This is a genomic window from Sphingomonas arantia (assembly GCF_042682045.1).
GTDB lineage: Bacteria > Pseudomonadota > Alphaproteobacteria > Sphingomonadales > Sphingomonadaceae > Sphingomonas_R > Sphingomonas_R arantia.
On record NZ_JBHUGS010000001.1, the window covers coordinates 512928 to 536637 of the forward strand.

A 23710-nucleotide genomic window follows, 5' to 3' on the forward strand; every position below is an offset into this window, starting at 1 on the left:
ATGAGCGTCTGCGAGCTGTGGTACTGGCCGGGCATTCCGGGGCGCGGCGAGTTCGTGCGGCTGGCGCTGGAAGCGGGCGGCATCCCGTACCGCGACGTCGTGATGGCCGCGCCGGATGCGGACAGCGGGATGTCGGCGATGCTGGACGATATGGAGCGGGACGATCCCGCGCCGCCGTTCGCGCCGCCCTATCTGGTGGCGGACGGCATGCGGATCGCGCAGGTCGCCAACATCCTGGCGTTTCTGGGCGAGCGGCACGGGCTGGCACCGGCCGATCCGGCGGGGCGATACTGGGCGGCGCAGCTGCAGCTGACGATCGCCGACATGGTGGCGGAAGTGCACGACGTGCATCATCCGGTGTCGGTGGCGTTGCGGTATGAGGACCAGATGCCCGAGGCGGCGCGGCGGGCGGAAGCGTTCCGCGCCGAGCGGATGCCGAAATTCCTCGATTATTTCGAGCGGGTGCTGGTCGCGCGTGGCGACTGGCTGTGCGGGGCGACGTGGAGCTATGCCGACCTGTCGCTGTTCCAGCTGGCCGAGGGGCTGGCGTTCGCGTTTCCCAAGCGGTTCGCGGCGGTGATCGCGGATCGGCCGCATGTCGCCGCGTTGCGGGCGCGGGTGGCGGCGTTGCCCGAGTTGCAGGCGTATCTGGCGAGCCCGCGGCGGCAGGCGTTTTCGGACGGGATCTTCCGCCATTATCCGGAGCTGGACGGGGTGGACTGAACCCGCGTTGATCCGCGCGATTTGCCGCGCGGGGCCGATCGGCTAGGGAGCGGGGAATGACGCCCGACGCCGCGACCGACGCCCCCCGCCCCGAAGGGCCGATCCGCCGCGCGATGCGCAATGCCGCCTGGTTGCTGGGCGGCAAGGGTGTCGGCGGGTTGTTCAGCCTCGTTTATCTGGCGTTGGTCGCGCGGACGCTGGGCGTGGCCGGGTTCGGGCTGTTCGCGATGATCCTGGCGTACGGTCAGGCGCTGGCCAATGTCGTGGGCTTCCAGTCGTGGCAGACGGTGATCCGCTACGGCGCGCACCACCGGGCGGATGCGCGGCCCGACCTGTTCGGGCAGGTGCTGCTGTTCGCGACGTTGCTCGACATGGGGGCGGCGCTGGCTGGCGGCGCGATCGCGGTGGCCGGCGCGCTGATCATCGGGCCGGCGATCGGCTGGTCGCATGAGACGCAAGTGCTGGCCGCGTGGTTCGGGCTGTCGCTGATCTTCACGCAGCGCGGGGCGCCGACGGGGGTGCTGCGGCTGTTCGATCGGTTCGACCTGGCGGCCTATGCCGAGCTGACGCTGCCGACGACGCGGCTGATCGGGACGCTGGCGGCGTGGGTGCTGGACGGCGGGCTGGCCGGGTATCTGCTGGCGTGGGCGCTGGCGGACCTGATCACGACCGGGTCGATGTGGTGGCAGGCGTGGCGCGAACTGGCGAAACGCGACATGGTGCGCGGGCAGGACCGCTGGCGGTTGCGCGGGCTGACGACGGGCAATCCGGGTATTTGGCGTTTTTCGATCACGACGAACCTGACCGCGTCGATCGGGCTGGTGTGGCAGCAGGTGCCGGTGCTGGCGGTCGGCTGGATCGCCGGGCCGGCCGGGGCGGGCGGATACCGGATGGCGACGCAGCTCGGCACCGCGCTGACCAAGCCGGTCACGTCGCTGGCACGCTCGATCTATCCGGAGTTCGCGCGGATGTCGGTGGGGGGCAGCCCGCGTGCGCTGGTGCCGGTGCTGGCGCGCACCGCGTGGATCAGCGCGGCGCTGGGGCTGGCATCGGTGGTGCTGATCGCGGCGGCGGGGCGGCATATCCTGCTGTTCGTCGGCGGGCCGGACTATGTGTTCGCCTATCCGGTGCTGGTGGTGCTGACGCTGGCGTCGGCGCTCAATCTGGTCGGGTTCGGGCTGGAGCCTGCGCTGGTCGCGATCGGGCGGCCGGGCGCGGCGCTGGTCGCGCGCGGGCTGGCGACGATCGTGTACATCGCGCTGCTGGCGGGGATGCTGCGGTGGATGGGGCCGATCGGGGCGGCGTGGGCGACGTTGATTGCGACGGGGTTGTCGACGGTTTTGCTGGGGGTGGCGTTCTGGCGGGCTGGGGATACTTCCGAGGCCGCTGCACCTACTAAGTCGCAAAGTTGAAGCGGTTGCCCCCACCCCAACCCCTCCCCTGAAGGAGAGGGGCTAGGAAGTGGACCTATCCGCGCTCCACCTTGGTGGCGCCGGCGTCGCTGAAGGCCTGTTCGACGGCTTCGGCTTCGTCTGCGTTCATGTCGACGGTGACAGTCAGTGCGCCGGCGAGGGCGGGGGCGGCGTCGGTCTCGATGTCGGGGTGACCGCTTTCGACGTCGGCACCGGCGGCTTCGACGCCTGCGCTGTTCGCGTCGGAGACGGGAGCGACCATGATCGCGGCGCGGTCGAGTCCATATTCCTGGACAAGGTGTTCGACCGCGATGTCGGCGGCGCGGCGGGTGTCGAACGTGCCGACGATGGTATTGGACATGGGATCAGGCCTTTTCGGACGGGGATGAGCGGTCGTTGTGCGGGGACACAAGCGCGGTGTCTTCCTCGGCAGCCGACTTGCCGCCGCCGTCGGAATAGGCGCCGCCATTCGATTCGCCGGCGGGGCCGCGACCGCGTTGCGCGGGAGCGGTGCCGTCGGGGCGGAGTTTCGGGCTGTCCTGCCCATCCGCCTGCATCGGCTGCGTACCGTCGTCGCCCATCGTCCGTCTCCAATTCGTCAGGGGAGAGAACCCCGTCGGGCGGGCGATCGTTCCTTTATTTGCGACGCGCGTCCTGGAATTCCTGGCGCAGCTGGCGGCGGATCTGGCTGCCGGCCATGTGGGCGTCGACCTGATCGTAATTTTCGGATTTCAGCTTGCGCACGACATCGTCAATATTCGTGCAGCCGCCACTGCGCGCGAGTTCGAACGCGCGTTCGAGCAGGTTGGGCGTGGTCGCCATCGGCATATTCCTGTGCTGGGCCGGCGGGGCCGGCCGCCGACCGAACCGGCGACGTTGCGACCCCCCGTCGCTGATCCCGGACGCCTTACACGCCCGTGACGATTTTACCAAGATCGCAACGCCTTGTGGACGAAACGCACCGCAGGCGGCCACCGGCTGGCGCGAACGCGTCGGCATGCCTAAATGTGGGACATGGCAAATCCAACGATCATCGACCTTCCCCACAGCCTTGGCCGCGACGAGGCGCGCCGCCGCATCCGATCGCGGATCGGTGAGCTGCCGGGCCATATTCCGGGCGGCGTCGCGACGGTGAAATCGTCGTGGGAGGGTGAGGACCGCATGACGATGCAGGTCGCCGCAATGGGCCAGGAGGTGACCGCGACGCTGGACATCCAGGACACGCTGGTCCGCGTCAGCCTGATCCTGCCGGGGATGCTGTCGTTCTTCACCGGCGCGATCGCGGCGGGCGTGAAGGCCAAGGGATCCGACCTGCTGCTGGGCGACGACAGCAAGAAGGCTTAAGCGCGGGCCGCATTACCGATTGGTCATGTGGCGGCCACGGTCCGAGACGGGCGGTTGGGATAGGCGGGGATGCCGCGATCGGCGGTACCCCGAATCCCCAAGGAAACCGGTGATCATGTCGCGTCCGCGCACCGTTCGCTTTCCCAACGCCGCCGTCCTATGATCCGCACGGTAACAGGACGGGAGGATGGCGTGGGGCAAAGGATCCTGGTCGTGGAGGACGATGCCACGACGGCCGCGTACATCGCCAAGGGGCTGATGGAGGAGGGCTTCGTCGTCGATCGCGCCGACAACGGGCGCGACGGCCTGTTCCATGCGACCGACGGCGATTATGCCGCGATCGTGCTCGACCGGATGCTGCCCGGGCTGGACGGCCTGGCGGTGCTTGGCGCGATGCGGGCGAGCGGGATCGCGACGCCGGTGCTGGTGCTGTCGGCACGCGCCGCGGTGGAGGACCGGGTCGGCGGGCTGGTCGCGGGGGCCGACGACTATCTGACCAAGCCGTTCGCCTTTGCCGAGCTGCTCGCGCGGATCCGGGTGCTGATCCGCCGCGGCGCGGTGGTGCCGACGGTAGAAACAAAGCTGTCCTGCGCGAACCTCGAAATGGACCTGCTGGCGCGCAAGGTGCGGCGTGACGACCAGGTGATCGAGCTGCAGCCGCGCGAATTCCGGTTGCTGGAATATCTGCTGCGTCACAAGGAAGAGGTGGTGACGCGTACGATGTTGCTGGAAGGCGTGTGGGATTATCATTTCGACCCCGGTACCAACGTGATCGACGTGCATGTCAGCCGGCTTCGCAAGAAGATCGACGAAGGGCATTGCCCGATCCTGCTGCACACGGTGCGCGGGGCGGGATACCGCCTGGGCGTGCTGGGCTGAGACGGGTCCGCGTGCGGCGCTGGCTCCGGTCGTCGACCTTCGGGTTCGTGGTGCTGGTGTTCCTGCTGCAGTTGGCGTCGGCGGCCGCCATCCTGTTGACCGTGCGGCAGATGACGGCGGGCGAGGCGCTGCGCGTCGCGCGGGTGCATGCGACGCATCTGGCGGCAACGTTGCCGGACCGGCACGACATCACCGCGCTGGCGGACAGCATCACGGCGCGGCTGCGCGCCGATCCGGGGACCGACATGGTCATCCTGCTGACCGACCGGGCGGGGCGGGTGCGCGCGGGCAATCTGGCCGCGGTGCCGGCCGGCCTGCCCAACGACGGGCGCGCGCATGTGCTGGACGTGGAACGGACTGGCGCGCGGCGCGGGCCGGAGCGGGTGGTGGTCGGCGCGCGCGAGATGCCGGACGGCGGGCGGCTGGTGGTGGGCGAGGTGATCGAGGACGATCTGGCGCCGGCGATCATCGTGGAGGATGCGATGCTGGGCGCGGCGTTGCTGGCGGTGCCGCTGGCGTTGCTGGGCGCGGTGGTGGCGGCGCGCGTGGTGAACGCCCGCGTGGCGCGGATCGCGGGGACGGTGCAGGCGGTGGCGGCGGGCGATTTGACGCAACGCGTGCCGCTGGCCGGCGCGAACGACGCGTTCGAAACGCTGGCGCGCGGCGTGAACGCGATGCTGCAACGGATCGAGACATTGGTGGGCGAACTGCGGCTGGTGACCGACGGGCTGGCGCACGACCTGCGATCGCCGTTGACGCGGTTGCGCGCGACGCTGGACCGCGCGACGGCGTCGACCGACGATCCGGTCGCGTCGGCGGCACTGGATACGGTCGCGGTGGAGGCGGACGGCCTGCTCCGCATGCTGACGACCGCGCTGGAGATCAGCCGCGCGGAGGCGGGGATCGGCCGCGCGGCGCGGAGCGACACGGATGTCGCGGCGCTGATCGAGGATCTGGCCGAGCTGTACGGGCCGCTGGCGGAGGAGCAGGCGCAGCGGCTGGAATGGCGCGCGACGCCCGGGCTGCATCACCGGCTGCACCGCGAACTGGTGGGGCAGGCGCTGGCCAATCTGATCGACAATGCGCTGAAATATGGCCGGGCGGGCGGCGTGGTGACGTTGTCCGCGGCCGCCGCGGCGGAGGGCGGGCTGGAGCTGGCGGTGGCGGATGCCGGGGCGGGGATCGCGCCGGAGGACCGCGCCGCCGCCCTGCGCCGGTTCGGGCGGCTGGACCCGGCGCGGCAGCAGGAGGGGGCGGGGCTTGGCCTGTCGCTGGTCGCGGCGGTCGCCGGGCTGCACGAGGGGACGATGGACCTGGAGGACAACCGGCCGGGCCTGCGTGTGGTGCTGCACCTGCCCTGACCGGTTGGTTCAGGTGGTGGGTTGCAGGACGCGGCCGCTGCGTTCCATGCGGCCCCAGCCGACCCAGGGGCCGGTGAGCGCCGCCGCCACGGCGCGCAGCACGACGATATACATCAGCTGGCGGTAGATCAGCCGTTGCGCCACGAGCAGCCCGGCGGGGTAGCGGCTGCGGTTGCCGTCCAGCCGGTACGCGATCCAGCCGCAGATGACGTCGACCGTCGTGAAGGCGACCCAGCAGAGCGCCATGCGGAGCACGTCGCTCTGCGTCTGGGCCCAGCCATGCTGGTGGACGTGGAGCGCGGTGCCGAGGATGCTGATGACCAGCGCGAGATCGATGATCGGCGAGACGACCGAGAACGCGATCTGGAACAGCCAGGCCTGCGGCAGGCCGATCGTGGCGAGGCCGCGAGGTTTCCCGGTGCGAAGGATCGCGCGGTGCTTCCACAGGCATTGCAACGTGCCGAATGCCCAACGGAAGCGCTGGCGGGACAGCGCGGCGAAGGTCTCGGGGGCTTCCGTCCAGGCGACCGCCTCCGGATCGCAGGCGACGGGCCAACCGGCGCGCTGGACCGCGATGGTCAGGTCCTGGTCCTCCGCCAGCGTATCGATCGGGTAGCCGCCGACCGCATCGAGCGCGGCGCGCGACCAGGCACCGACCGCGCCGGGCACGACCGTGATCGCGTCGAACCCGGCCAATGCGCGGCGTTCCAGGCTCTGCGCGGTCGTATATTCGATCGCCTGCCAGCGCGTGACCAGGTTGACGCGGTTGCCGACCTGCGCGTTGCCGGCCACCGCGCCCAGCTTCGGATCGACGAACCAGCGCGCCAGCCGTGCGATGGTGAGCGGTTCGAACTGCGTATCGGCATCGAGCGCCACGACCACGTCGCCGCGCGCCAGCCGGAGCGCGGTGTTGAGCGCCGCTGCCTTGCCGCCGTTCACCAGCGTCAGCAGCCGGACGCGCGGTTCGTCGGCGAATGCGTCGGCGACGATCCGGCTGGTGCCGTCGGTCGATCCGTCGTCGATGACGATCACCTCCAGCGCGACGTCGCGGCTGGCGAGGACGCGGCGGACGGATGCCTCGATCACGCGCGCCTCGTTGAAGGCGGGGATCAGGACGGAGACGAAGCGCGCCGGATCGATCGCGGGCGGCACGATGCCGCGGTCGCGCCGGCGGGCGATGATCGCCAGCACCGCCAGCGTGATCGCGCGGCCGAGGCCGAGCACGATCGCGACGAAGAACAGCCAGCGGATCGCGTAGGCAAGCCCGCCGACCAGCAGGAACACCGCGACGTCGACCCGCACCCAGGCAAGGTCGCGGCCGGCGACGGTCGGCATGACCTGAGCGGGGCTGAGCCCCGCCAGTTCGGACACGGGGACGAAGCGGTAGCCGCGCGCGCGTAGCGTATCGATGATGCGGGGCAGTGCCGCCACGGTCTGCGCCCGGTCACCGCCGCCGTCGTGGAGCAGGATGACCTGTGCGGACTGTTCCGCGCTGTCGTTGCCGACCTGCGTCACGACCTGATTGACGATCGAGTCCGCGCCGGGGCGTTGCCAGTCGTTCGGATCGACATGCAGCCCGACGTTCAGATAACCGTCCTGTTGCGCCGCCAGTACGGGATCGAGTTCGTCGCGCGTCGTGGGTTCGGCGTCGCCGAAATAGGGCGCGCGGAACAGCCGCGTCGAACGGCCGGTATAGGCCTCGATCAGCCGCTGCGTCGCGTTGAGTTCGAGCCGCGTGCCGCGTGCCGATTCGAGCGCGAGGTTGGGGTGGGTGTAGCTGTGGTTGCCGATCTCGCTGCCCGCCGCGACGATGTCGTTGAGCAGCGCCGGATGCGTCACCGCGTTCTCGCCGATGACGAAGAAGGCCGCGGGGACGTGGCGCGCCTTCAGGATCTTGAGGATCGCGGGGGTCCAGGTCGGGTCCGGGCCGTCGTCGAACGTCAGCGCGACGAGGCCGGGGCGGTGGCCGGTGCGCTCAACGGTGTAGGGCGTCGGCAGGCGGTGATAGACCTCGTTCCGGATCAGGCCCTGGTTGTCGAGGGTCATGGTGCGCCGGCCGGGGGTGGGGACATGATCGATGCGCAGCAGTTCGCCCGTCCCCTCGACATCGACGCTGGTGGAGGCGTGGATGCGGGTCAGATCGGGCAACGTGCCGCTGTGGAAGCCCCGGAACACCGGCCAGATGCCGGAATCCTCCAGCCCCAGCCGCCAGAGCGCGACGCCGGCGACACCCTGGTCGTGGGCGACGCGCAGCTGGTTCCAGGCGCTGGCCGCATCGAGCAGCCAGACATGGTGCGCCTTGCCGGACTCCTCGTAATCGAACGTGGCGTTGCCGCTGGCGGCGTCGAAGCGCGGGACGACGCCGCTGTCGTGCGCGGCGAGCCAGGTATCCTCGATCGACAGCGCGGTCGCCTCGCCGCCCTTGTCCGTCCAGTCATAGGCGTAGCTGCCGATCGCGACGATCGACTTGGCCGCGCCGATCTGCGCCACCGCGGCGCGGGTCGCCTGCGCGAACCAGGGCTGGGCTGCGATCGGGCCGGGGGTGCCGCCGGGCCAATGCTGGTCATAGGCCATGATGAAGAGGCGGTCGGCGACCTTCGCATAGTCGGCGAGCCGCCAGTCGGAGTCGGCGACCGGGACCGCCAGCGTGACCAGCCAGCCGTGCGGGGCGAAGCGGGCATGCGCCTGTTTCAGGAAGAGCTTGTAGTCGGGCTGTGCCGAGGCGGGGAGCGATTCGAAATCGAACACCACGCCACGGGCGTTGTGCGCGGCGAGCACGGGTTCGAGCTGGTCGAGGAAGCGCGTGCGGGCGGCGGGATCGTGCAGCAGCTTCGCGGTGCCCGCGCCGTCCCAGCCGGCGTCGGCGACGTTCTGGACCATCGGCAGGATGGCGGGGCGACGCGCGGCCCCGTCGAGGATCGCGTTCAGGTGCGGATCGTCGGTGGTCGTCAGGTGATGGTCGGGGCCGGTGACGGACATCATCGCCGGGACCAGCCAGTCGAGTTCGGCGACATGGGCGGTCAGCGAGGCGCGGCTGGCATCGTCCCACGGGGTGTAGAAGCCGATCACGGCCTGATGCGCGGGGCGGCCGCCGGCCGCGGCGGCACCGGTGGGGGCGAGCGGCAGCCAGCGACCGAACAGCGCATGCAGCCGCGTGCTGACCTTGTGCCGGATATGCCCGACCTGCTGGACCAGCGGGCGCGGGTGCGGGCGTTCGACGCCGAACGCCAGCGGGCGCGGGACGGGCACGTCGATGATCGTGAACGCGAACACGCCGCCGAGCGCGGTCAGCAGCAGGACCGCGAGGACGAGGGACCGCAGCGACCAGCGCCGGCGACGGCCGCTGGGATCGTAGAAGACGGGGGCGTTCATCGCGGAACCTGACGGCCGATGTGGAGGGGGGGTGCCGACGCGCCAGGGAGGAAACGCGTCGGCATGGCCTTACTGCGCCTGTCGCCATGCTGGTGGCATGACGGCCGCATGACGGATCGGTAATGTGGCCGCGGTTGGCGGGCGATGTACGCGGTGGCGCGCGCGGCCTATGGCGGGCGGATGCGATGGCCGGGGACGATATGACGCAGGATCACAGCGGGCACGGGCATAGCCACGGCGGTCATGGGCATGGCCATGGCCATGGCGGTGGCCATCATGACCATACCGCGGGTGCGGACGTGCGGAGCCTGCGCTGGGCGCTCGCGCTGACCGCCTTCTACCTGTTGGTGGAGGTGGTGGGCGCGTTCTGGTTCAACAGTCTCGCGCTGCTGTCCGACGCGGCCCACATGATGACCGATGTCGCGGCACTGGTGATCGCCCTGGCCGCGATCTCGATCGGGGCGCGGCCGGCCGATGATCGGCGGACGTTCGGGTATAAGCGGTTCGAGATCCTGGCGGCGGCGTTCAACGCGCTGCTGCTGTTCGCGGTGGCGATCTATGTGCTGATCGAGGCGGTGCAGCGGTTCCGGACGCCGCAGCCGATCGAGTCCGGCGGCATGATGGCGGTTGCGGTGCTGGGGCTGATCGTGAACTTCGCGTCGATGCGGCTGCTGTCTGCCGGGCGCGACGGCAGTCTGAACATGAAGGGCGCGTATCTGGAGGTGTGGGCCGACGCGATCGGATCTGTCGGCGTGATCGCGGGCGCGGTGGCGATCCGGTTCACCGGCTGGACCTGGATCGACCCGGTGGTGGCGATCGGTATCGGCCTATGGGTCGTGCCGCGGACCTGGACGCTGCTGCGCGATACGATCAACGTGCTGCTCGAAGGTGTGCCGGGGGGGATGAACCTGCCCGATATCCGCGCGGGGATCGGCGGGATCGCGGGCGTTGGCGGGGTTCATGATTTGCATGTGTGGTCGGTGTCGTCCGATGCGGTGAACTGTACGGTGCATGTGGAGCTGACAGGCGGGGCGGATGCGGACGGGGTGCGGCATGCGGTGGCCGAGTGGTTGGCCACGCGGCATGGGATCGGGCACAGCACGATCCAGACGGAGACCGCGGCGCAGGCGTGCGGGCACCGGGATCATCTGCATCCTTGAGGGATATTCCCCCGCCTCCGTTTGGTTCGAGCCTGTCGAGACCCAGCGCTGAGTTTTCGACAGGCTCGAACCAAACGGGTTGGGGATTGGGTCTCTGACAAACTGCCTTTGTGCGAGTGCAAGCTCACATGATCGGCATGCCACCTGCAACGGTGATGAGCGCGCCCGACGTGTAGCTCGAGCGGTCGGAGGCAAGCATGACGTAGGCCGACGCGAGTTCGGCGGGCTGGCCGGGGCGGCCGGAGGGGTTCTTTTCGCCGAAGCTGGTGACCGAGTCCGCGTCCATGCCGGCGGGGATGAACGGGGTCCAGATCGGGCCAGGCATCACCGCGTTCACGCGGATGCGGCGCTTGGCCAGGAACTGTGCCAGGCCGACGGTCAGGTTGCTGATCGCGCCCTTGGTCGCCGAATAGGGGAACAGGTTGGGCGTCGGATCTTTGGAATTGACCGACGACGTGTTGATGATGCTGGCGCCGGCGGCCATGTGCGCGACGGCAAGCTTGGTCAGGTGGAAGGTCGCGTGAACGTTGGTGTCGAACGTCTTCTTCCATTCGTCCAGCGTGACGTCGTCGAAGTCCTCGAAATAGGTCTGGTAGGCGGCGTTGTTGACCAGCACGTCGATCCCGCCGAACTCCGCCACGACGCGGTCCATCATGGCGACGGCGTGCGCCTCGTCCGTGATGTCGCCGGGGATCAGCAGCGCGCGCACGCCCGCCGCCTCGATCAGTGCGCCGATCGTTTCCGCATCCGCCTGCTCGTCGGGCAGGTAGGCGATCGCGACGTCCGCCCCTTCGCGTGCGAAGGCAATCGCGACGGCGGCGCCGATGCCGCTGTCGCCGCCGGTGATGAGCGTGCGCTTGCCCTTCAGCTGGCCGGAGCCTTCGTAGCTGGTTTCGCCGTGGTCGGGCTTGGGGTCCATCCTGGCGGTCTTGCCGGGGAAGGCCTGCTGCTGCGTCGGGAAGGGCGGGGTCGGATAGTCGGGGATGGCCATGGGGGGGCTCCTCAGTGGGCGGGGTTCGTACCGTAGAGACGCATGACCTCGTGGATCAGCGCCATGTGGCTGAGACCTTGCGGGAAATTTCCGAGATGGGCGCCGGTGTCGGGGTCGATCTCCTCGCCGTAGAGGCCGAGATCGCTGGCGGCGGCGAGGACGGGGGCGAGCTTGCGCGCGGCGGCGGTGGTGTCGCCCGCGGCGGCATGGGCGCCGACCATCCGGAAACTGGCCGCGACGAACGCGCCCTCGCGTCCCGCCAGCCCGTCGTCGAACCGGTAGCGATCGTGCAGGCCGCCGCGGCCGAGTGCGGCCTCGTGCGCCGCGATGGTGCGGGCGAAGCGATCGGAGGCGGGATCGAACACCGCCATCAGCGCGAGCCGGAGCGTCGACATGTCGAGATCGGTGCCGCCATATTCCATGACGTAGCTGGCGACGTCCGCGTCCCAGGTGCGGTCGTGAAGTTCGGCGAGCATCGCGTCGGCGCGCGGTTGCCAGTCTGGATCGGGCGCGAAGCCGAGCCGGTCGAAAATCAGCCGTGCGCGATCGACCGCGGCCCAGCACATCGCCTTGCTGTGGAGCAGGTGGCGTGCCGGTCCCCGCAGTTCCCAGATGCCCTGGTCGGGCACGTCGAACCGGTCGATCGCCGCGCGGGCGCAGCGCCGGACGAAATTCTCCAGATTGCCGACCAGTTCGCGGCAGAGGCCGTCGGTGCCGTGGTCGATCGTGTAGAGGTTGAGCGCGGCGAGATATTCGCCGTAGATCTCGTGCTGCGCCTGGTCGTTGGCGCCGTTGCCGGAGCGGACCGGGGCGGAGTTGCACCAGCCGGTTAGCGCAGGGTGGCTGATCTCGTCGGGGACGTCGCCATCGAGCGCGTACATGACGCGAAGCGGACCGTCGGCGCCGATGCCGTCGCGGTGGTGGAGGAAGCGCAGGAACTCGGCCGCTTCCCGCCGGTAGCCGAGCACGAGAAAGGCGGAGACGCAGAAGACCGCGTCGCGCGTCCAGACATAGCGATAGTCCCAGTTGCGCGCGTGGCCGACCGCCTCGGGCAAGCTGGTGGTGACTGCGGCGATCAGCCCGCCGGTGGGGGCGTGGGTGAGCAGCTTCATCGTGATCGCGCTGCGCAGGACCAGTTCGCTGTGGTCGCGGTCGTAGCGGCAGGCGGCGGACCAGCCGGTCCAGTAGGCGGCGGTGGCGTCGAGCGCGGCGGTGGCGGTCGCCGGGTCGGCAGGGGCGTCGTGCGCGAGGATCAGGACGAGCGTTTCGCCAGTTTGCAACGTGGCGGCGACGCGCGCGTCGGGGCCGTTCGCGGTGATCGGGTGCGAGGCGGTGACGACGATCGGGCGGTCGGGCCAGCGGATCGCGGTGCCGTCCGGTTCGGCCGCGACCTGCGTCTCACCCCAGTCGAAGCGTGGGGCGACGCGGATCGTCACTTCGGCGGGGCCGGCGGTGCAGGTGACGATGCGGATCAGCGTGCCGGGGGCGTCGGCGTCGGGGCCGGTGTTGCCGGGGTCGGCGATGGCGGTGAGCGGCATGAAGTCGGTGACGGTGATCGTAGCGGGGCCGGCGGCGAGATGCGTGTCGAGGATCGCGGTGCCGGTGCGGTAGGCGCGGCCGGCGGGTTGCCAGTCGCCTTCGATCTCGCAGGCGCCGCCCGCCCGGCCGAGGAGGGCGCCGAACAGCGGCGGGCTGTCGAAGCGCGGCCAGCAGAGCCAGTCGATCGCGGCGGTCCGGGTGACGAGTGCTGCGCTGCGCAGGTCGCCAATGACGCCGTGGTCCTCGATCGGGGTGCGGTCGAGGTCGGTCACCGGGCGAGCGCGGCGAGGAGGGCGGCCTGGAACGTGGCGGGGTCCTCGACCTGCGGGCTGTGGCCGAGTGCGTCGAACTTGACGAGCCGTGCGCCGGGGATGCGTTGGACGGTGGCATCGGCGAGTGCGGGGATGGCCGGGATCGACGCGCGGATCGAGGCGGGCGCGCGGGCGCGGCCGAAGGCGGTGGTGTCGCGCATGCCGATCATGAGCGTGGTGGGGACGCGCAGGCGGTCGAGTTCGTAGGCGATCGGCTGCGTCTGGATCATGTCGCTGGTGCGGGCCTGCGCGTTGGCGACCGTGGCACGACCGGGGCCGGCGGACATGCCGGCGGACATCGCGACCCACTTGTCGTACTCGGGCCGCCACGTGCCGTGATAGTAGTTGGCCTGCTGGTAGGCCTTGATGCTGGTCGCGCTGCTGCGGTTCTCTTCGGCGAGCAGCTGGGTCAGCGTGGCGGGGGGCACGCCCTGCGCGATGCGGTCGGCGAGGCCGAGCGGGTTGACGAGAATGAGCTGGTCGACGCGGTCCGGGTGGAGCAGCGCGAGCCGGACCGCGAGCATGCCGCCCATCGAATGGCCGACGACATCGACCTTGCCGAGGCTGCGCTTGGCGAGCAGCGCGTCGGTGAGGTTGCTGAGTGCTGCGAAGCTGTACTGGAAGCCCATCGGCTTGGACGATTTGCAGAAGCCCACCTGGTCCGGGACGATGACGCGGTAGCCCTTTGCCGCGAGCGCGTCGGCGGTGGCGCCCCAGGTGGCGGCGCAGAAGTTCTTGCCGTGAAGAAGGAGCACCGTGCGGCCGTTGGCGGGGGCGGTGGGGGCGATGTCCATATAGGCCATCGTGACGGGCTCGCCCTGCGGCGTGGCGGCGAAGCGCCGGACGGGGTGGGGGTAGGCGAACCGTTCGAGGTTGGGGCCGAGGTCCGGCGTGGCGGGCGCGGCGGCGGGGGCTGCGGCGAGCGCGGCGGTGGCGAGCAGGGTGGAGAGCATGCGGGGGTAACGGGTGAGGGGGGATGTTTCTCCCTTTGGGGTTTGGTGGTGGGCTTGGTGGGACTTAGCCCTCCACCCACCGGGGGGAGGGTTGGGTGGGGGGCTTTGGCTTGAAAAGTCCTCACCCCCAGGCCACGCCCCCCACCCCGGCCCTCCCCCCGGGTGGGGGGAGGGGGCAGAAGAAGTGTCAGTCCAGCCGCATCGCTTCGGCGGCCAGCGCTTCGGCTTCGATCAGGAGGTCGTCTTCGCCATCCGATTGCAGCACGCGTTCGCGGCCGATCAGGACCAGCACCGGGACGGCGAGCGGGGAGACGCGGTCGAGGTCGACGTGGAGCATGGTGCCGGCGGCGCGGTCGAGGAGGAGGGCGAGGCGGCCGACGTCGGTCATGCGGGCGCGGGCGTCCTCCCACGCGGCCTCGAGCAACAAGTGCGACGGTTCGTAGCGGCGCAGCACGTCGTAGATAAGGTCGGTGGAGAAGGTGACCTGCTTGCCGGTCTTGCGCTTGCCGGGGTGCTGGCGTTCGACGAGGCCGCCGATCACCGCGACTTCGCGGAAGGCGCGTTTCAGAAGCGCGGACTGTTGCACCCAGTCGACGAACTCGTCCTCCAGGATGTCGGCGGAGAACAGGCTGGCGGGGTCGGTCACCGGCATCGAACTGAAGGTGGCGAGCGCATAGTCGTTCGACACGAAGCCGATCGGTTTGAGGCCCTGCGCCTCCATCCGTTTCGTGATGAGCATGCCGAGCGACTGGTGCGCGTTCCATCCTTCGAAGCTGTAGGCGACCATGTAGTAGCGGCCGTCGCGCGGAAAGGTTTCGACGAGCAGCTGCGACGGATCTGGCAGTTGCGAGCGCGCCTGCTGGATCTGGAGCCAGTCGCGGACGTCGTCGGGGAAGCGGTGCCATTCGGCCGGTTCGTGCAGGAAATGTCGGACGCGCGCGGCCAGGTTGGTCGACAGCGGCATACGCGACCCGCCATATTTCGGGATGCGCGCGGGTTTCGACGTGGCGCGGACGAGCAGGTCCTCGGTGTCGATCTTGTCGACCTCCAGCGACATGCCGGCGAAGAAGAAAGTGTCGCCCTTGGTCAGCGTGGAGGCGAATCCTTCCTCGACCTTGCCCAGGCTGCGGCCGTTCTTGAAGCGGACGTTGAGCATCGTCGCCTCGACGATGATGCCGGCGTTCAGGCGGTGCTGCGCGATGAAGCGCGGGTGGGTGATGTGCCAGAGGCCGTCGGGGTGGAGCGTCAGGCGCTTGAAGCGGTCATAGGCCTTGAGCGCGTAGCCGCCCGATTCGATGAAGCCGAGCACGCGGTCGAACGTGTCGCGCGTCAGCGCCGCATAGGGGGCGCTGGTTCGCAGCTCGGCGAACAGGTCGTCGGCCGCGAACGGCGCGGCGCAGGCGCAGGCGGTGATGTGCTGGGCCAGCACGTCGAGCGTGCCGCGGCGGAAGATGTCGGGGTCGAGCTCGCCCGCCTCGACCGCGTCGAGGGCGGCGCGTGCCTCGAGATATTCGAAGCGGTTGCCGGGGACGACGATGGCCTTCGACGGTTCGTCGAGCCGGTGGTTGGCGCGGCCGATGCGCTGCGTCAGGCGCGACGAGCCCTTCGGTGCGCCCATCTGGATCACCAGATCGACATCGCCCCAGTCGACGCCGAGATCGAGGCTGGCGGTGGCGACGAGACCGCGCAGCTTGCCGTCGGCCATCGCCTGTTCGACCTTGCGGCGCGCCTCGCGGCTGAGCGAACCGTGGTGGACGCCGATCGGCAGCTGGTTGTCGTTCTCGTGCCAGAGATCCTGGAAGATGAGTTCGGCCAAGCTGCGCGTGTTGCAGAACACGATGGTGGTGCGGTGCGCCTCGATCGCGGCCATGACTTGCTTCGCGGCATAGCGGCCGGAATGGCCGGACCACGGGATGCGATCGTGCGGCAGCAGGATGTCGATCGTGGCGGGCGCGCCGGGGGCGCCCTGGACGAGTGCCACGGAGTCGATGTCGCCGTCGGGGGTCAGCCAGCCGCGATAGCCGTCCGGATCGTCAACGGTGGCGGAGAGTGCCACGCGGCGGAGCGTGGGGCTGAGTTTCTGGAGGCGGGCCATGCAGAGCGAGAGCAGGTCGCCGCGCTTGCCGGTGGCGAAGGCATGGACCTCGTCGATCACGATGGTGCGCAACGTACCGAACATGGTGGGCGCATCGGGGTAGCTGAGCAGCAGGCTGAGCGATTCGGGCGTGGTCAGCAGCATCTGCGGCGGGCGGGTGCGCTGGCGCAGCTTGCGGTCGGACGGCGTGTCACCGGTGCGGGTTTCGACGCGGATCGGCAGGCTCATCTCGGCGATCGGATCGAGCAGGTTGCGCTGCACGTCGACGGCGAGCGCCTTCAGCGGCGAGACGTAGAGCGTGTGGAGCGCGTCGATCGGCTCCTCGATCAGCTCGGTCAGGCTGGGCAGGAAGCCCGCCAGCGTCTTGCCCGCGCCGGTTGGCGCGACGAGCAGTGCCGAGCGTCCTTCGCGGGCGGCGGCGAGCATGGCGAGCTGGTGCGGGCGGGGCGACCAGCCCTTGTCCGCGAACCAGGTGGCGAGGGGTGCGGGGATGGTGGTCACCTAGTGGAGATAGTGTCGGGCGGGGAAAAATGCTGCATTCTTGCCCGTTCGATGAGGCTTACGCTTCGTCTTCGCCGCGGTCGCGGCGGCGGACGATGGACCAGAGCATCAGCATGCCGAGGCAGAAGGGGATGATGATCGCGGCGGCGATGGCGAGGTTGCTCATGCGCGCGGGCCCCCGGCGGGCGGGTCGAGCGGGGTGGTGTCGACGGCTTTGTCTTTATGCGCGATGCGGTCTTCCTCGGCATAGAGGTCGTGGGTGGCGCGTTCGGTCTGGGCCTTTTGCGCGCTGCTCTGGGCGCGGTTGCGGAGCAACGACCAGAGCATGACGATACCGAGCAGGACGGGGCCTAGGATGGTGATCGCGATCCAGAGTTTGCTCATGTGCCGCGGTCCCTCGGTGTTCGGTTGGAATATGTGACCGGGTAACGCGGCAGTGCCGAAATCGTGCCGGGGCGGCATGGCGGGCGGGCGCGGAGGCCCCATATCGGACGGATGGCACGCCTTGCATCCTGGGTCGAACCGCATCCGACCGGCATCTACATCCCCGTCGCGGACGCGTGGATCGACCCGTCCGAACCCGTGCCGCGGGCCTGGGTGACGCATGGCCATGCGGACCATGCGCGCGGCGGGCATGGCGCGGTGCTGGCGACGCCGGAGACTCTGGCCATCATGGACGTGCGCTACGGGCCGCAGAATGGGCAGGCGATCGGTTATGGCGAGAGCGTGACGGTGAACGGTGTTTTGGTGCGCTACGTGCCGGCGGGACATGTGCTGGGTTCGGCGCAGATCGTGATGGAATATCAGGGCGAGCGGGTGGTGGTGTCGGGCGACTATAAGCGCCGGCCGGACCCAACCTGCGCGCGGTTCGAACCGGTGCCGTGCGACGTGTTCGTGACGGAGGCGACGTTCGGGCTGCCGGTGTTCCGCCACCCCGATACGGGCGCGGAGATCGACAAGCTGCTCCACGCGCTGCACGCCAATCCGGAACGCTGCGTGCTGGTCGGGGCCTATGCGCTGGGCAAGGCGCAGCGCGTGATCCGCGAGGCGCGCGACCGCGGGCATAGCGCGCCGATCTTCATCCACGGGGCGATGCAGAAATTGTGCGACCTGTATGTGGCGCACGGGATCGATCTTGGGGAACTGGTGCCGGCGGCGGGGTTGAAGGCGGCGGACATGAAGGGCGCGATCGTGGTCGCGCCGCCGGGAGCGATGAACGATCGCTGGTCGCGGCGGTTGCCCGATCCGATCACCGCGATGGCGTCCGGCTGGATGCGGGTGCGCGGGCGGGCGCGGCAGAAGAATGTCGAGCTGCCGCTGATTTTGTCGGACCATGCGGATTGGGACGAGCTGACCGAGACCTTGACCGAGATCGCGCCGAGCGAGGTGTGGGTGACGCATGGGCGCGAGGATGCGCTGGTCCACTGGTGCATGACGCGGCAGATCAAGGCGAAGGCGCTGGATCTGGTGGGGTATGAGGATGAGGATGATTGAGGTGGGGGCTTAGGTTCGACGTTCGGTTTGATGTGAACGTTGCCCCCACCCCAACCCCTCCCCTGAAGGGGAGGGGCTAAGAATACGTCTAGCGCTGTGTTCTGTTCTTCGCGGTCGTCATCCCGGCGGAGGCCGGGTTCTCCCTTGGGCTGGGGGTGGGCGTTTTACCTGAGGGAGATCCCGGCTTTCGCCGGGATGACCGTTTGGGGAGATGCTTGCTCGACGCTTGTGCTCCCTCCACCCATCGGGGGGAGGGCTTTTTGCTTAGCTCTTCACCCTTAACCGCATACGAAAACGCCCCCGGCCTTGCGGTCGGGGGCGTACGTCTTCCGGGACGTGATCGAGGGCTTAGGCCGAGTAGTACATGTCGAATTCGACCGGGCTGGGGGTCATTTCCCAGCGGGTGACTTCGTGGAACTTCAGTTCGATGTAGCTGTCGATCTGCTCGTCGGTGAACACGCCGCCCTTGGTGAGGAAGGCGCGGTTCTTGTCGAGCGTTTCGAGGGCTTCGCGGAGCGAGGCGCAGACCGTGGGGACCTGGGCGAGTTCTGCCGGCGGCAGGTCGTACAGGTTCTTGTCCATCGCTTCGCCCGGGTGGATCTTGTTTTCGATCCCGTCGAGGCCGGCCATCAGCAGCGCTGCGTAGCAGAGATACGGATTGGCGGTCGCATCCGGGAAGCGGACCTCGACGCGCTTGGACTTGGCGCCGGTGCCGTAGGGGATGCGGCACGAGGCCGAGCGGTTGCGCGCGGAATAGGCGAGCAGCACGGGGGCCTCGTAGCCCGGGACCAGCCGCTTGTAGCTGTTGGTCGACGGGTTGGTGAAGGCGTTGAGCGCCTTGGCGTGCTTGATGATGCCGCCGATGAAGTAGAGCGCCAGATCGGACAGGCCGGCATAGCCGTTGCCGGCGAACAGCGGCGTGCCCTTGTCCCAGATCGACAGATGGGTGTGCATGCCCGATCCGTTGTCTTCCTTGATCGGCTTCGGCATGAACGTCGCGGTCTTGCCGTAGGCCTGCGCGACCTGGTGGACGACATACTTGTAGACCTGCATGCGGTCCGCCGTCTGGGTCAGCGTGCCGTAGGTGAGGCCGAGTTCATGCTGCGCGGCGGCGACCTCGTGATGGTGCTTGTCCATCGGCAGGCCCATTTCGAGCATGGTCGAGACCATTTCGCCGCGGATGTCGACGGCGCTGTCGACCGGGGCGACCGGGAAATAGCCGCCCTTGGCGCGCGGACGGTGCGCCATGTTGCCGCCCTCATACTCGCGGCCCGTGTTGGTCGGCAGTTCGATGTCGTCGATCTTGTAGTAGGACGTCGCGTAGCTCGTTTCGAAGCGCACGTCGTCGAACAGGAAGAATTCGGCTTCGGGGCCGATATAGACGGTGTCGCCGATGCCGAGCGATGCGGTGTAGGCCTCGGCCCGCTTGGCGCAGGAGCGCGGATCGCGTTCGTAGAGCGCGCCCGAGACCGGATCGACGATGTCGCAGATCAGGATGAGCATCGGGGTGGCCGAGAAGGGATCGATGTAGATCGCGTCCAGATCCGGCTTCAGGATCATGTCGGATTCGTTGATCGCCTTCCACCCCTCGATCGAGGAGCCGTCGAACATGAAGCCGTCGTTCAGCTCGTCGTCGGTGACGACGTTCTGGCACATGGTCAGATGCTGCCACTTGCCCTTGGGATCGGTGAAGCGGAGGTCGACCCACTCGATCTCCTGATCCTTGATCATCTTCAGAACGTCGGATGCCGTGTTGGCCATGTTCAAACTTTCCCCACTGCGGCCGGACAGACCCGGCATGTTGTGAAAACCATATCCGAAACCGGAATGTTCAGGCCGGCGCCCTGTGTGTCAAACCCGGACGCAACGGGCAACCCGGCGTTAACCGTGCGCATCAGATCGCGTCCGACCCGCGTTCGCCGGTGCGGATGCGCAACGCGGTTTCGACGGGCATGACGAAGATCTTGCCGTCGCCGATCCGGCCGGTCTGTGCGGCCTGCGCGATCGCCTCGACCACCCGGTCGGCCATGTGATCGTCGACGACGACCTCCAGCTTCACCTTGGGCAGGAAGTCGACGACATATTCCGCGCCGCGATACAGCTCGGTATGGCCCTTCTGGCGGCCGAAGCCCTTGGCCTCGGTCACGGTGATGCCGGACACGCCGACATCGTGCAGGGCCTCCTTCACCTCGTCGAGCTTGAAGGGTTTGATGATCGCTTCGATCTTCTTCACTGGGCGTCCCTCCCTCAGAACGCGAACGCGCGTCCTTTCACGAACCGTGCCAGCCGCGAAAGGCCCGCATATCGTGGGGCGACGATACCGCAAACGCGGGCGCGCTGCTACAAAAGCGGGCAGCCAAACGGTGTGTGCCGACAAAATAAGCAACCGCGGGCGACCTGCGCGTTGTGTCCCGCATGATCGAACGCCCGCCCGAGTGGCTCCACCCGCCGGACCTGAAGAGTGCGACCGGCATCCAGCGCGCGATCGCCGACGCGGTGGAGATGACGGACCGGATCAGGACCGTGCAGCGCGTAGCGGGCGCGGACACGTCGATGAAGTGGCGCGACAGCCGCGGGCCGATCCATGCAGCGATCGCATGCGACGACGGGACGGTGGGGCAGGCGACGCGGATCCCGCCCTTTCCCTATGTGCCGGGCTATCTGGGGTTTCGGGAATGTCCCGCGCTGGTGGCGGCGTGGGAGACGCTTGAGATAAAGCCGGACCTCGTGCTGATGGACGGGCAGGGGCGGTCGCATCCGCGGCGGTGCGGGGTGGCGTGCCAGCTGGGTGTGCTGCTGGATGTGCCGGTGATCGGGGTCGCGAAGTCGCTGCTGTGCGGTGTCGTCGAGGGGGTGCTGGGCGACGAGGTCGGGGCGACCGCGCCGCTGGTCGATCGCGGTGAGGTGGTGGCGATGGCGGTGCGGCTGCGCCTGCGGGCGGCCCCGGTCTATGTGAGCATCGGGCACCGCGTGACGCTGGAAACCGCGGTCGCGTGGGTGCTGCGGTTGTCGGACGGACGGCGCGTGCCGCCACCGGTGCGGGCCGCGCACGAGGCCGCCAATGCGGTGCGGATCGCGCATGCGGCGGGCGCGGATGGCGGAAAGGTGGACATTTTGTGACGGTTTCCCCCGCCCGCATGATGCGTTAGGGTGGCGGGCAGAAGAGGAAATCCGCGTTCCATGCCCGCAATCCCGTCCGACCGCCCGACGACACCGCTGCTCGACCTAGCAGCGACGCCCGAAGACCTTCGCCGGTTGAAGCCCGAACAGTTGCGCCAGCTGGCGGACGAACTGCGCGAGGAGATGATCTCCGCGGTGGGGACCACGGGCGGGCATCTCGGGTCCGGGCTGGGCGTGGTCGAGTTGACCGTCGCGCTGCATTATGTGTTCGACACGCCGACCGACAAGCTGATCTGGGACGTGGGCCACCAGGCCTATCCGCACAAGATCCTGACCGGGCGGCGCGACCGGATCCGCACGCTGCGCATGGGGGGCGGGCTGTCCGGCTTCACCAAGCGGAGCGAGAGCGAATATGATCCGTTCGGCGCGGCGCATTCGTCGACGTCGATCTCCGCCGCGCTGGGTTTCGCGGTGGCGAACAAGCTGAACGATCGGCCGGGGCGCGGGATCGCGGTGATCGGCGACGGCGCGATGTCGGCCGGCATGGCGTATGAGGCGATGAACAATGCGGCGCAGGCGGGCAACCGGCTGGTCGTCATCCTGAACGACAACGACATGTCGATCGCGCCGCCGGTGGGCGCGCTGTCGGCGTATCTGGCCAAGACGATCTCGTCCGGCAGTTTCATGTCGATGCGCGACGTGCTGCGCAAGCTGGCGCGGCGGATGCCTAGGCCGCTGCACAGTGCGGCGAAGAAGGCGGAGGAATATGCCCGCGGGATGGCGACGGGCGGCACATTGTTCGAGGAGCTGGGCTTCTACTATGTCGGCCCGGTGGACGGGCATAATCTGGACCAGCTGCTGCCGGTGCTGGAGAATGTGCGCGATACCGAGACGGGGCCGATCCTGGTCCATGTCGTGACGAAGAAGGGCAAGGGCTATGCCCCGGCCGAGGCGGCGTCGGACAAATATCACGGCGTGCAGACGTTCGACGTGGTGTCCGGCGTGCAGGCCAAGGCACCGCCCGGGCCGCCGGCGTACCAGAATGTGTTCGGTGCGGCGCTGACCAAGGCGGCGGCGACGGACCCGCGGATCTGCGCGATCACCGCGGCGATGCCGTCGGGGACCGGGCTGGACGGGTTCGCGGCGGCGCATCCGGAGCGGTTCTTCGACGTCGGGATCGCGGAACAGCATGCGGTGACGTTCGCGGCCGGGCTGGCGGCGCAGGGGATGCGGCCGTTCTGCGCGATCTATTCGACGTTCCTGCAGCGCGCGTATGATCAGGTGGTGCACGACGTGGCGATCCAGAATCTGCCGGTGCGGTTCGCGATCGATCGCGCCGGGCTGGTCGGGGCGGACGGGGCGACGCATGCCGGCAGCTTCGACGTGACGTATCTCGCGACGCTGCCCAATTTCGTGGTGATGGCGGCGGCGGACGAGGCCGAGCTGACCCACATGGTCCACACCATGGCGCTGCACGACGACGGGCCGATCGCGGTGCGCTATCCGCGCGGCAACGGGACCGGCGTGGCGATCCCGGGCGTGGCGGAGCGGCTGACGATCGGGCGCGGGCGCGTGGTGCGCGAGGGCAAGAAGGTGGCGATCCTGTCGCTCGGCACCCGGCTGGGCGAGGCGGTGAAGGCGGCGGAACAGCTCGATGCGATGGGCTTGTCGACGACTGTTGCGGATATGCGGTTCGCCAAGCCTCTGGACGAAGATCTGATCCGGCGGCTGCTCTCGACGCACGACGTGGCGGTGACGGTCGAAGAGGGCGCCGTCGGGGGGCTTGGCGCGCATGTGCTGACGCTGGCGTCGGACGAGGGCTTGATCGATGGCGGGTTGAAGCTGCGCACGTTGCGGCTGCCGGATGTGTTCCAGGATCATGACAAGCCGGACCGGCAATATGCCGAGGCTGGGTTGGATGCGGATGCGATCGTCGCGACTGTGACGGCGGCTTTGCAGCGGAATTCTGGTGGGTTGGCGGAGAGTGTTCGAGCTTGAGGTTTTGGTTCAATTCCCGACCCGTTCGGTTCGAGCCTGTCGAGAACGCTGCGCTGAGTTCTCGACAGGCTCGAACCGAACGGGTTTTGGTTTGGGGGTTGGAGCAGTAGGGCTGAGCTTCCCGGAGTTGTTATAAGAGTGAAGCGGTAGGCTTCTCGGCTTCGCTCGAAGGGCCCCCTCGACTTCGCTCGGGATGGGCGGGGTTTGTTAAGTCCTCACACTGGTAAACCTTCTGCGCGTGGCTCGAATGGGCGCGTCGCTCGCCCGGCTTTCGACGCTTCGTTGTTTCTTGCCTATCAAAACCTCCCCCCCGTTTGTGCTGAGTAGAGACCGAGTAGCGCTCTGGCGCGTATCGAGGGGCCGTATCGAAGCATTGGCTGGCGGGCAGGACTGATCCTTCGATACGGGCCTTCGACTTCGCTCAGTCCCTACTCAGGACGAACGGGGTTTTGAATGG

At 68.8% G+C, this 23710-nt stretch carries 20 protein-coding genes; 9 read left to right on the top strand and 11 right to left on the bottom strand.

Features of this window, described 5'->3' with window-relative positions; all coding sequences use genetic code 11:
• Complete coding sequence (locus tag ACFSGX_RS02495) at positions 1-723, top strand: glutathione S-transferase (RefSeq protein ID WP_380927215.1); 723 nt, start codon at positions 1-3, stop codon at positions 721-723.
• A gap of 56 nt (positions 724-779) precedes the next feature.
• Positions 780-2135: a lipopolysaccharide biosynthesis protein gene (locus ACFSGX_RS02500; protein WP_380927217.1), complete on the top strand. Its 1356-nt coding sequence runs from the start codon at positions 780-782 to the stop codon at positions 2133-2135.
• 55 nt (positions 2136-2190) lie between these two features.
• On the opposite strand, the gene ACFSGX_RS02505 is transcribed toward ACFSGX_RS02500, so the two are convergent.
• The 3 genes from ACFSGX_RS02505 to ACFSGX_RS02515 are packed head-to-tail and all read right to left on the bottom strand — an operon-like array spanning position 2191 to position 2957.
• The gene (locus ACFSGX_RS02505; RefSeq protein ID WP_380927218.1) at positions 2191-2496 is read right to left on the bottom strand and encodes a hypothetical protein; all 306 of its coding nucleotides are present in this window, start codon (positions 2494-2496) and stop codon (positions 2191-2193) included.
• Between the two features lie 4 nt (positions 2497-2500).
• Entirely contained in the window at positions 2501-2716 is a 216-nt protein-coding gene (locus ACFSGX_RS02510) for a hypothetical protein (RefSeq protein ID WP_380927220.1), read from the bottom strand.
• 55 nt (positions 2717-2771) lie between these two features.
• The gene (locus ACFSGX_RS02515; RefSeq protein ID WP_157174898.1) at positions 2772-2957 is read right to left on the bottom strand and encodes a hypothetical protein; all 186 of its coding nucleotides are present in this window, start codon (positions 2955-2957) and stop codon (positions 2772-2774) included.
• A gap of 192 nt (positions 2958-3149) precedes the next feature.
• Here ACFSGX_RS02515 and ACFSGX_RS02520 point away from each other — a divergent pair, with 192 nt between their 5' ends.
• The 3 genes from ACFSGX_RS02520 (at position 3150) to ACFSGX_RS02530 (ending at position 5719) form a co-directional block, all read left to right on the top strand.
• Positions 3150-3479, top strand: coding sequence for a polyhydroxyalkanoic acid system family protein (locus tag ACFSGX_RS02520; RefSeq protein ID WP_380927222.1), 330 nt, complete (start codon positions 3150-3152; stop codon positions 3477-3479).
• Positions 3480-3671: 192 nt separating this feature from the next.
• Positions 3672-4358, top strand: coding sequence for a winged helix-turn-helix domain-containing protein (locus ACFSGX_RS02525; RefSeq protein ID WP_380927224.1), 687 nt, complete (start codon positions 3672-3674; stop codon positions 4356-4358).
• A gap of 11 nt (positions 4359-4369) precedes the next feature.
• On the top strand, positions 4370-5719 hold the full coding sequence (locus tag ACFSGX_RS02530) for a sensor histidine kinase (protein ID WP_380927226.1): 1350 nt from the start codon (positions 4370-4372) through the stop codon (positions 5717-5719).
• A gap of 9 nt (positions 5720-5728) precedes the next feature.
• Here ACFSGX_RS02530 and ACFSGX_RS02535 read toward each other — a convergent pair whose 3' ends face one another.
• Complete coding sequence (locus ACFSGX_RS02535) at positions 5729-9091, bottom strand: trifunctional glycoside hydrolase family 18/polysaccharide deacetylase/glycosyltransferase family 2 protein (protein ID WP_380927227.1); 3363 nt, start codon at positions 9089-9091, stop codon at positions 5729-5731.
• A 122-nt stretch (positions 9092-9213) separates the two neighbouring features.
• Here ACFSGX_RS02535 and ACFSGX_RS02540 point away from each other — a divergent pair, with 122 nt between their 5' ends.
• The gene (locus ACFSGX_RS02540; protein WP_380927228.1) at positions 9214-10251 is read left to right on the top strand and encodes a cation diffusion facilitator family transporter; all 1038 of its coding nucleotides are present in this window, start codon (positions 9214-9216) and stop codon (positions 10249-10251) included.
• A 124-nt stretch (positions 10252-10375) separates the two neighbouring features.
• Here the strand turns inward: ACFSGX_RS02540 and ACFSGX_RS02545 are convergent, their stop codons facing one another.
• From ACFSGX_RS02545 to ACFSGX_RS02565, 5 genes are all read right to left on the bottom strand, one after another.
• Complete coding sequence (locus tag ACFSGX_RS02545) at positions 10376-11242, bottom strand: SDR family oxidoreductase (protein ID WP_380927230.1); 867 nt, start codon at positions 11240-11242, stop codon at positions 10376-10378.
• A gap of 11 nt (positions 11243-11253) precedes the next feature.
• Positions 11254-13053: a glycoside hydrolase family 15 protein gene (locus ACFSGX_RS02550; protein WP_380927231.1), complete on the bottom strand. Its 1800-nt coding sequence runs from the start codon at positions 13051-13053 to the stop codon at positions 11254-11256.
• On the bottom strand, positions 13050-14045 hold the full coding sequence (locus ACFSGX_RS02555) for an alpha/beta fold hydrolase (RefSeq protein WP_380927232.1): 996 nt from the start codon (positions 14043-14045) through the stop codon (positions 13050-13052). Before ACFSGX_RS02555 ends, ACFSGX_RS02550 begins: the two co-directional genes overlap by 4 nt.
• 187 nt (positions 14046-14232) lie before the next feature.
• Positions 14233-16641 (bottom strand): ligase-associated DNA damage response DEXH box helicase, encoded by a 2409-nt coding sequence (locus tag ACFSGX_RS02560; RefSeq protein WP_380927233.1) that lies wholly within the window; start codon positions 16639-16641, stop codon positions 14233-14235.
• Between the two features lie 162 nt (positions 16642-16803).
• Entirely contained in the window at positions 16804-17025 is a 222-nt protein-coding gene (locus ACFSGX_RS02565) for a hypothetical protein (protein ID WP_380927234.1), read from the bottom strand.
• A 111-nt stretch (positions 17026-17136) separates the two neighbouring features.
• Here ACFSGX_RS02565 and ACFSGX_RS02570 point away from each other — a divergent pair, with 111 nt between their 5' ends.
• Positions 17137-18135, top strand: a complete 999-nt coding sequence (locus ACFSGX_RS02570) for a ligase-associated DNA damage response exonuclease (RefSeq protein ID WP_380927236.1) — start codon at positions 17137-17139, stop codon at positions 18133-18135.
• A 348-nt stretch (positions 18136-18483) separates the two neighbouring features.
• Here the strand turns inward: ACFSGX_RS02570 and glnA are convergent, their stop codons facing one another.
• Positions 18484-19896: a type I glutamate--ammonia ligase gene (gene glnA / locus ACFSGX_RS02575; RefSeq protein WP_076072181.1), complete on the bottom strand. Its 1413-nt coding sequence runs from the start codon at positions 19894-19896 to the stop codon at positions 18484-18486.
• Positions 19897-20029: 133 nt separating this feature from the next.
• A complete protein-coding gene (locus ACFSGX_RS02580) occupies positions 20030-20368 on the bottom strand; it encodes a P-II family nitrogen regulator (protein ID WP_157174908.1) in 339 nt (112 codons plus the stop codon).
• 182 nt (positions 20369-20550) lie between these two features.
• Here ACFSGX_RS02580 and ACFSGX_RS02585 point away from each other — a divergent pair, with 182 nt between their 5' ends.
• Both ACFSGX_RS02585 and dxs read left to right on the top strand, forming a co-directional pair.
• On the top strand, positions 20551-21255 hold the full coding sequence (locus ACFSGX_RS02585) for an endonuclease V (protein ID WP_380927237.1): 705 nt from the start codon (positions 20551-20553) through the stop codon (positions 21253-21255).
• A 60-nt stretch (positions 21256-21315) separates the two neighbouring features.
• Positions 21316-23253 carry a 1-deoxy-D-xylulose-5-phosphate synthase gene (gene dxs / locus ACFSGX_RS02590; RefSeq protein ID WP_380927238.1) on the top strand — a complete coding sequence of 646 codons (1938 nt, stop codon included), beginning with the start codon at positions 21316-21318 and terminating at the stop codon, positions 23251-23253.
• The last annotated feature ends 457 nt before the right edge of the window (positions 23254-23710 follow it).

What these genes read in the sequence shown, in the direction of transcription:
- ACFSGX_RS02495 (WP_380927215.1), top strand. Translation starts at nt 1, where the DNA reads ATGAGCGTCTGCGAGCTGTGGTACTGGCCGGGCATTCCGGGGCGCGGC.
- ACFSGX_RS02500 (WP_380927217.1), top strand. Translation starts at nt 780, where the DNA reads ATGACGCCCGACGCCGCGACCGACGCCCCCCGCCCCGAAGGGCCGATC.
- ACFSGX_RS02505 (WP_380927218.1), bottom strand. Translation starts at nt 2,496, where the DNA reads ATGTCCAATACCATCGTCGGCACGTTCGACACCCGCCGCGCCGCCGAC.
- ACFSGX_RS02510 (WP_380927220.1), bottom strand. Translation starts at nt 2,716, where the DNA reads ATGGGCGACGACGGTACGCAGCCGATGCAGGCGGATGGGCAGGACAGC.
- ACFSGX_RS02515 (WP_157174898.1), bottom strand. Translation starts at nt 2,957, where the DNA reads ATGGCGACCACGCCCAACCTGCTCGAACGCGCGTTCGAACTCGCGCGC.
- ACFSGX_RS02520 (WP_380927222.1), top strand. Translation starts at nt 3,150, where the DNA reads ATGGCAAATCCAACGATCATCGACCTTCCCCACAGCCTTGGCCGCGAC.
- ACFSGX_RS02535 (WP_380927227.1), bottom strand. Translation starts at nt 9,091, where the DNA reads ATGAACGCCCCCGTCTTCTACGATCCCAGCGGCCGTCGCCGGCGCTGG.
- ACFSGX_RS02540 (WP_380927228.1), top strand. Translation starts at nt 9,214, where the DNA reads ATGTGGCCGCGGTTGGCGGGCGATGTACGCGGTGGCGCGCGCGGCCTA.
- ACFSGX_RS02545 (WP_380927230.1), bottom strand. Translation starts at nt 11,242, where the DNA reads ATGGCCATCCCCGACTATCCGACCCCGCCCTTCCCGACGCAGCAGCAG.
- ACFSGX_RS02555 (WP_380927232.1), bottom strand. Translation starts at nt 14,045, where the DNA reads ATGCTCTCCACCCTGCTCGCCACCGCCGCGCTCGCCGCAGCCCCCGCC.
- ACFSGX_RS02565 (WP_380927234.1), bottom strand. Translation starts at nt 17,025, where the DNA reads ATGAGCAAACTCTGGATCGCGATCACCATCCTAGGCCCCGTCCTGCTC.
- ACFSGX_RS02570 (WP_380927236.1), top strand. Translation starts at nt 17,137, where the DNA reads ATGGCACGCCTTGCATCCTGGGTCGAACCGCATCCGACCGGCATCTAC.
- glnA (WP_076072181.1), bottom strand. Translation starts at nt 19,896, where the DNA reads ATGGCCAACACGGCATCCGACGTTCTGAAGATGATCAAGGATCAGGAG.
- ACFSGX_RS02585 (WP_380927237.1), top strand. Translation starts at nt 20,551, where the DNA reads ATGATCGAACGCCCGCCCGAGTGGCTCCACCCGCCGGACCTGAAGAGT.
- dxs (WP_380927238.1), top strand. Translation starts at nt 21,316, where the DNA reads ATGCCCGCAATCCCGTCCGACCGCCCGACGACACCGCTGCTCGACCTA.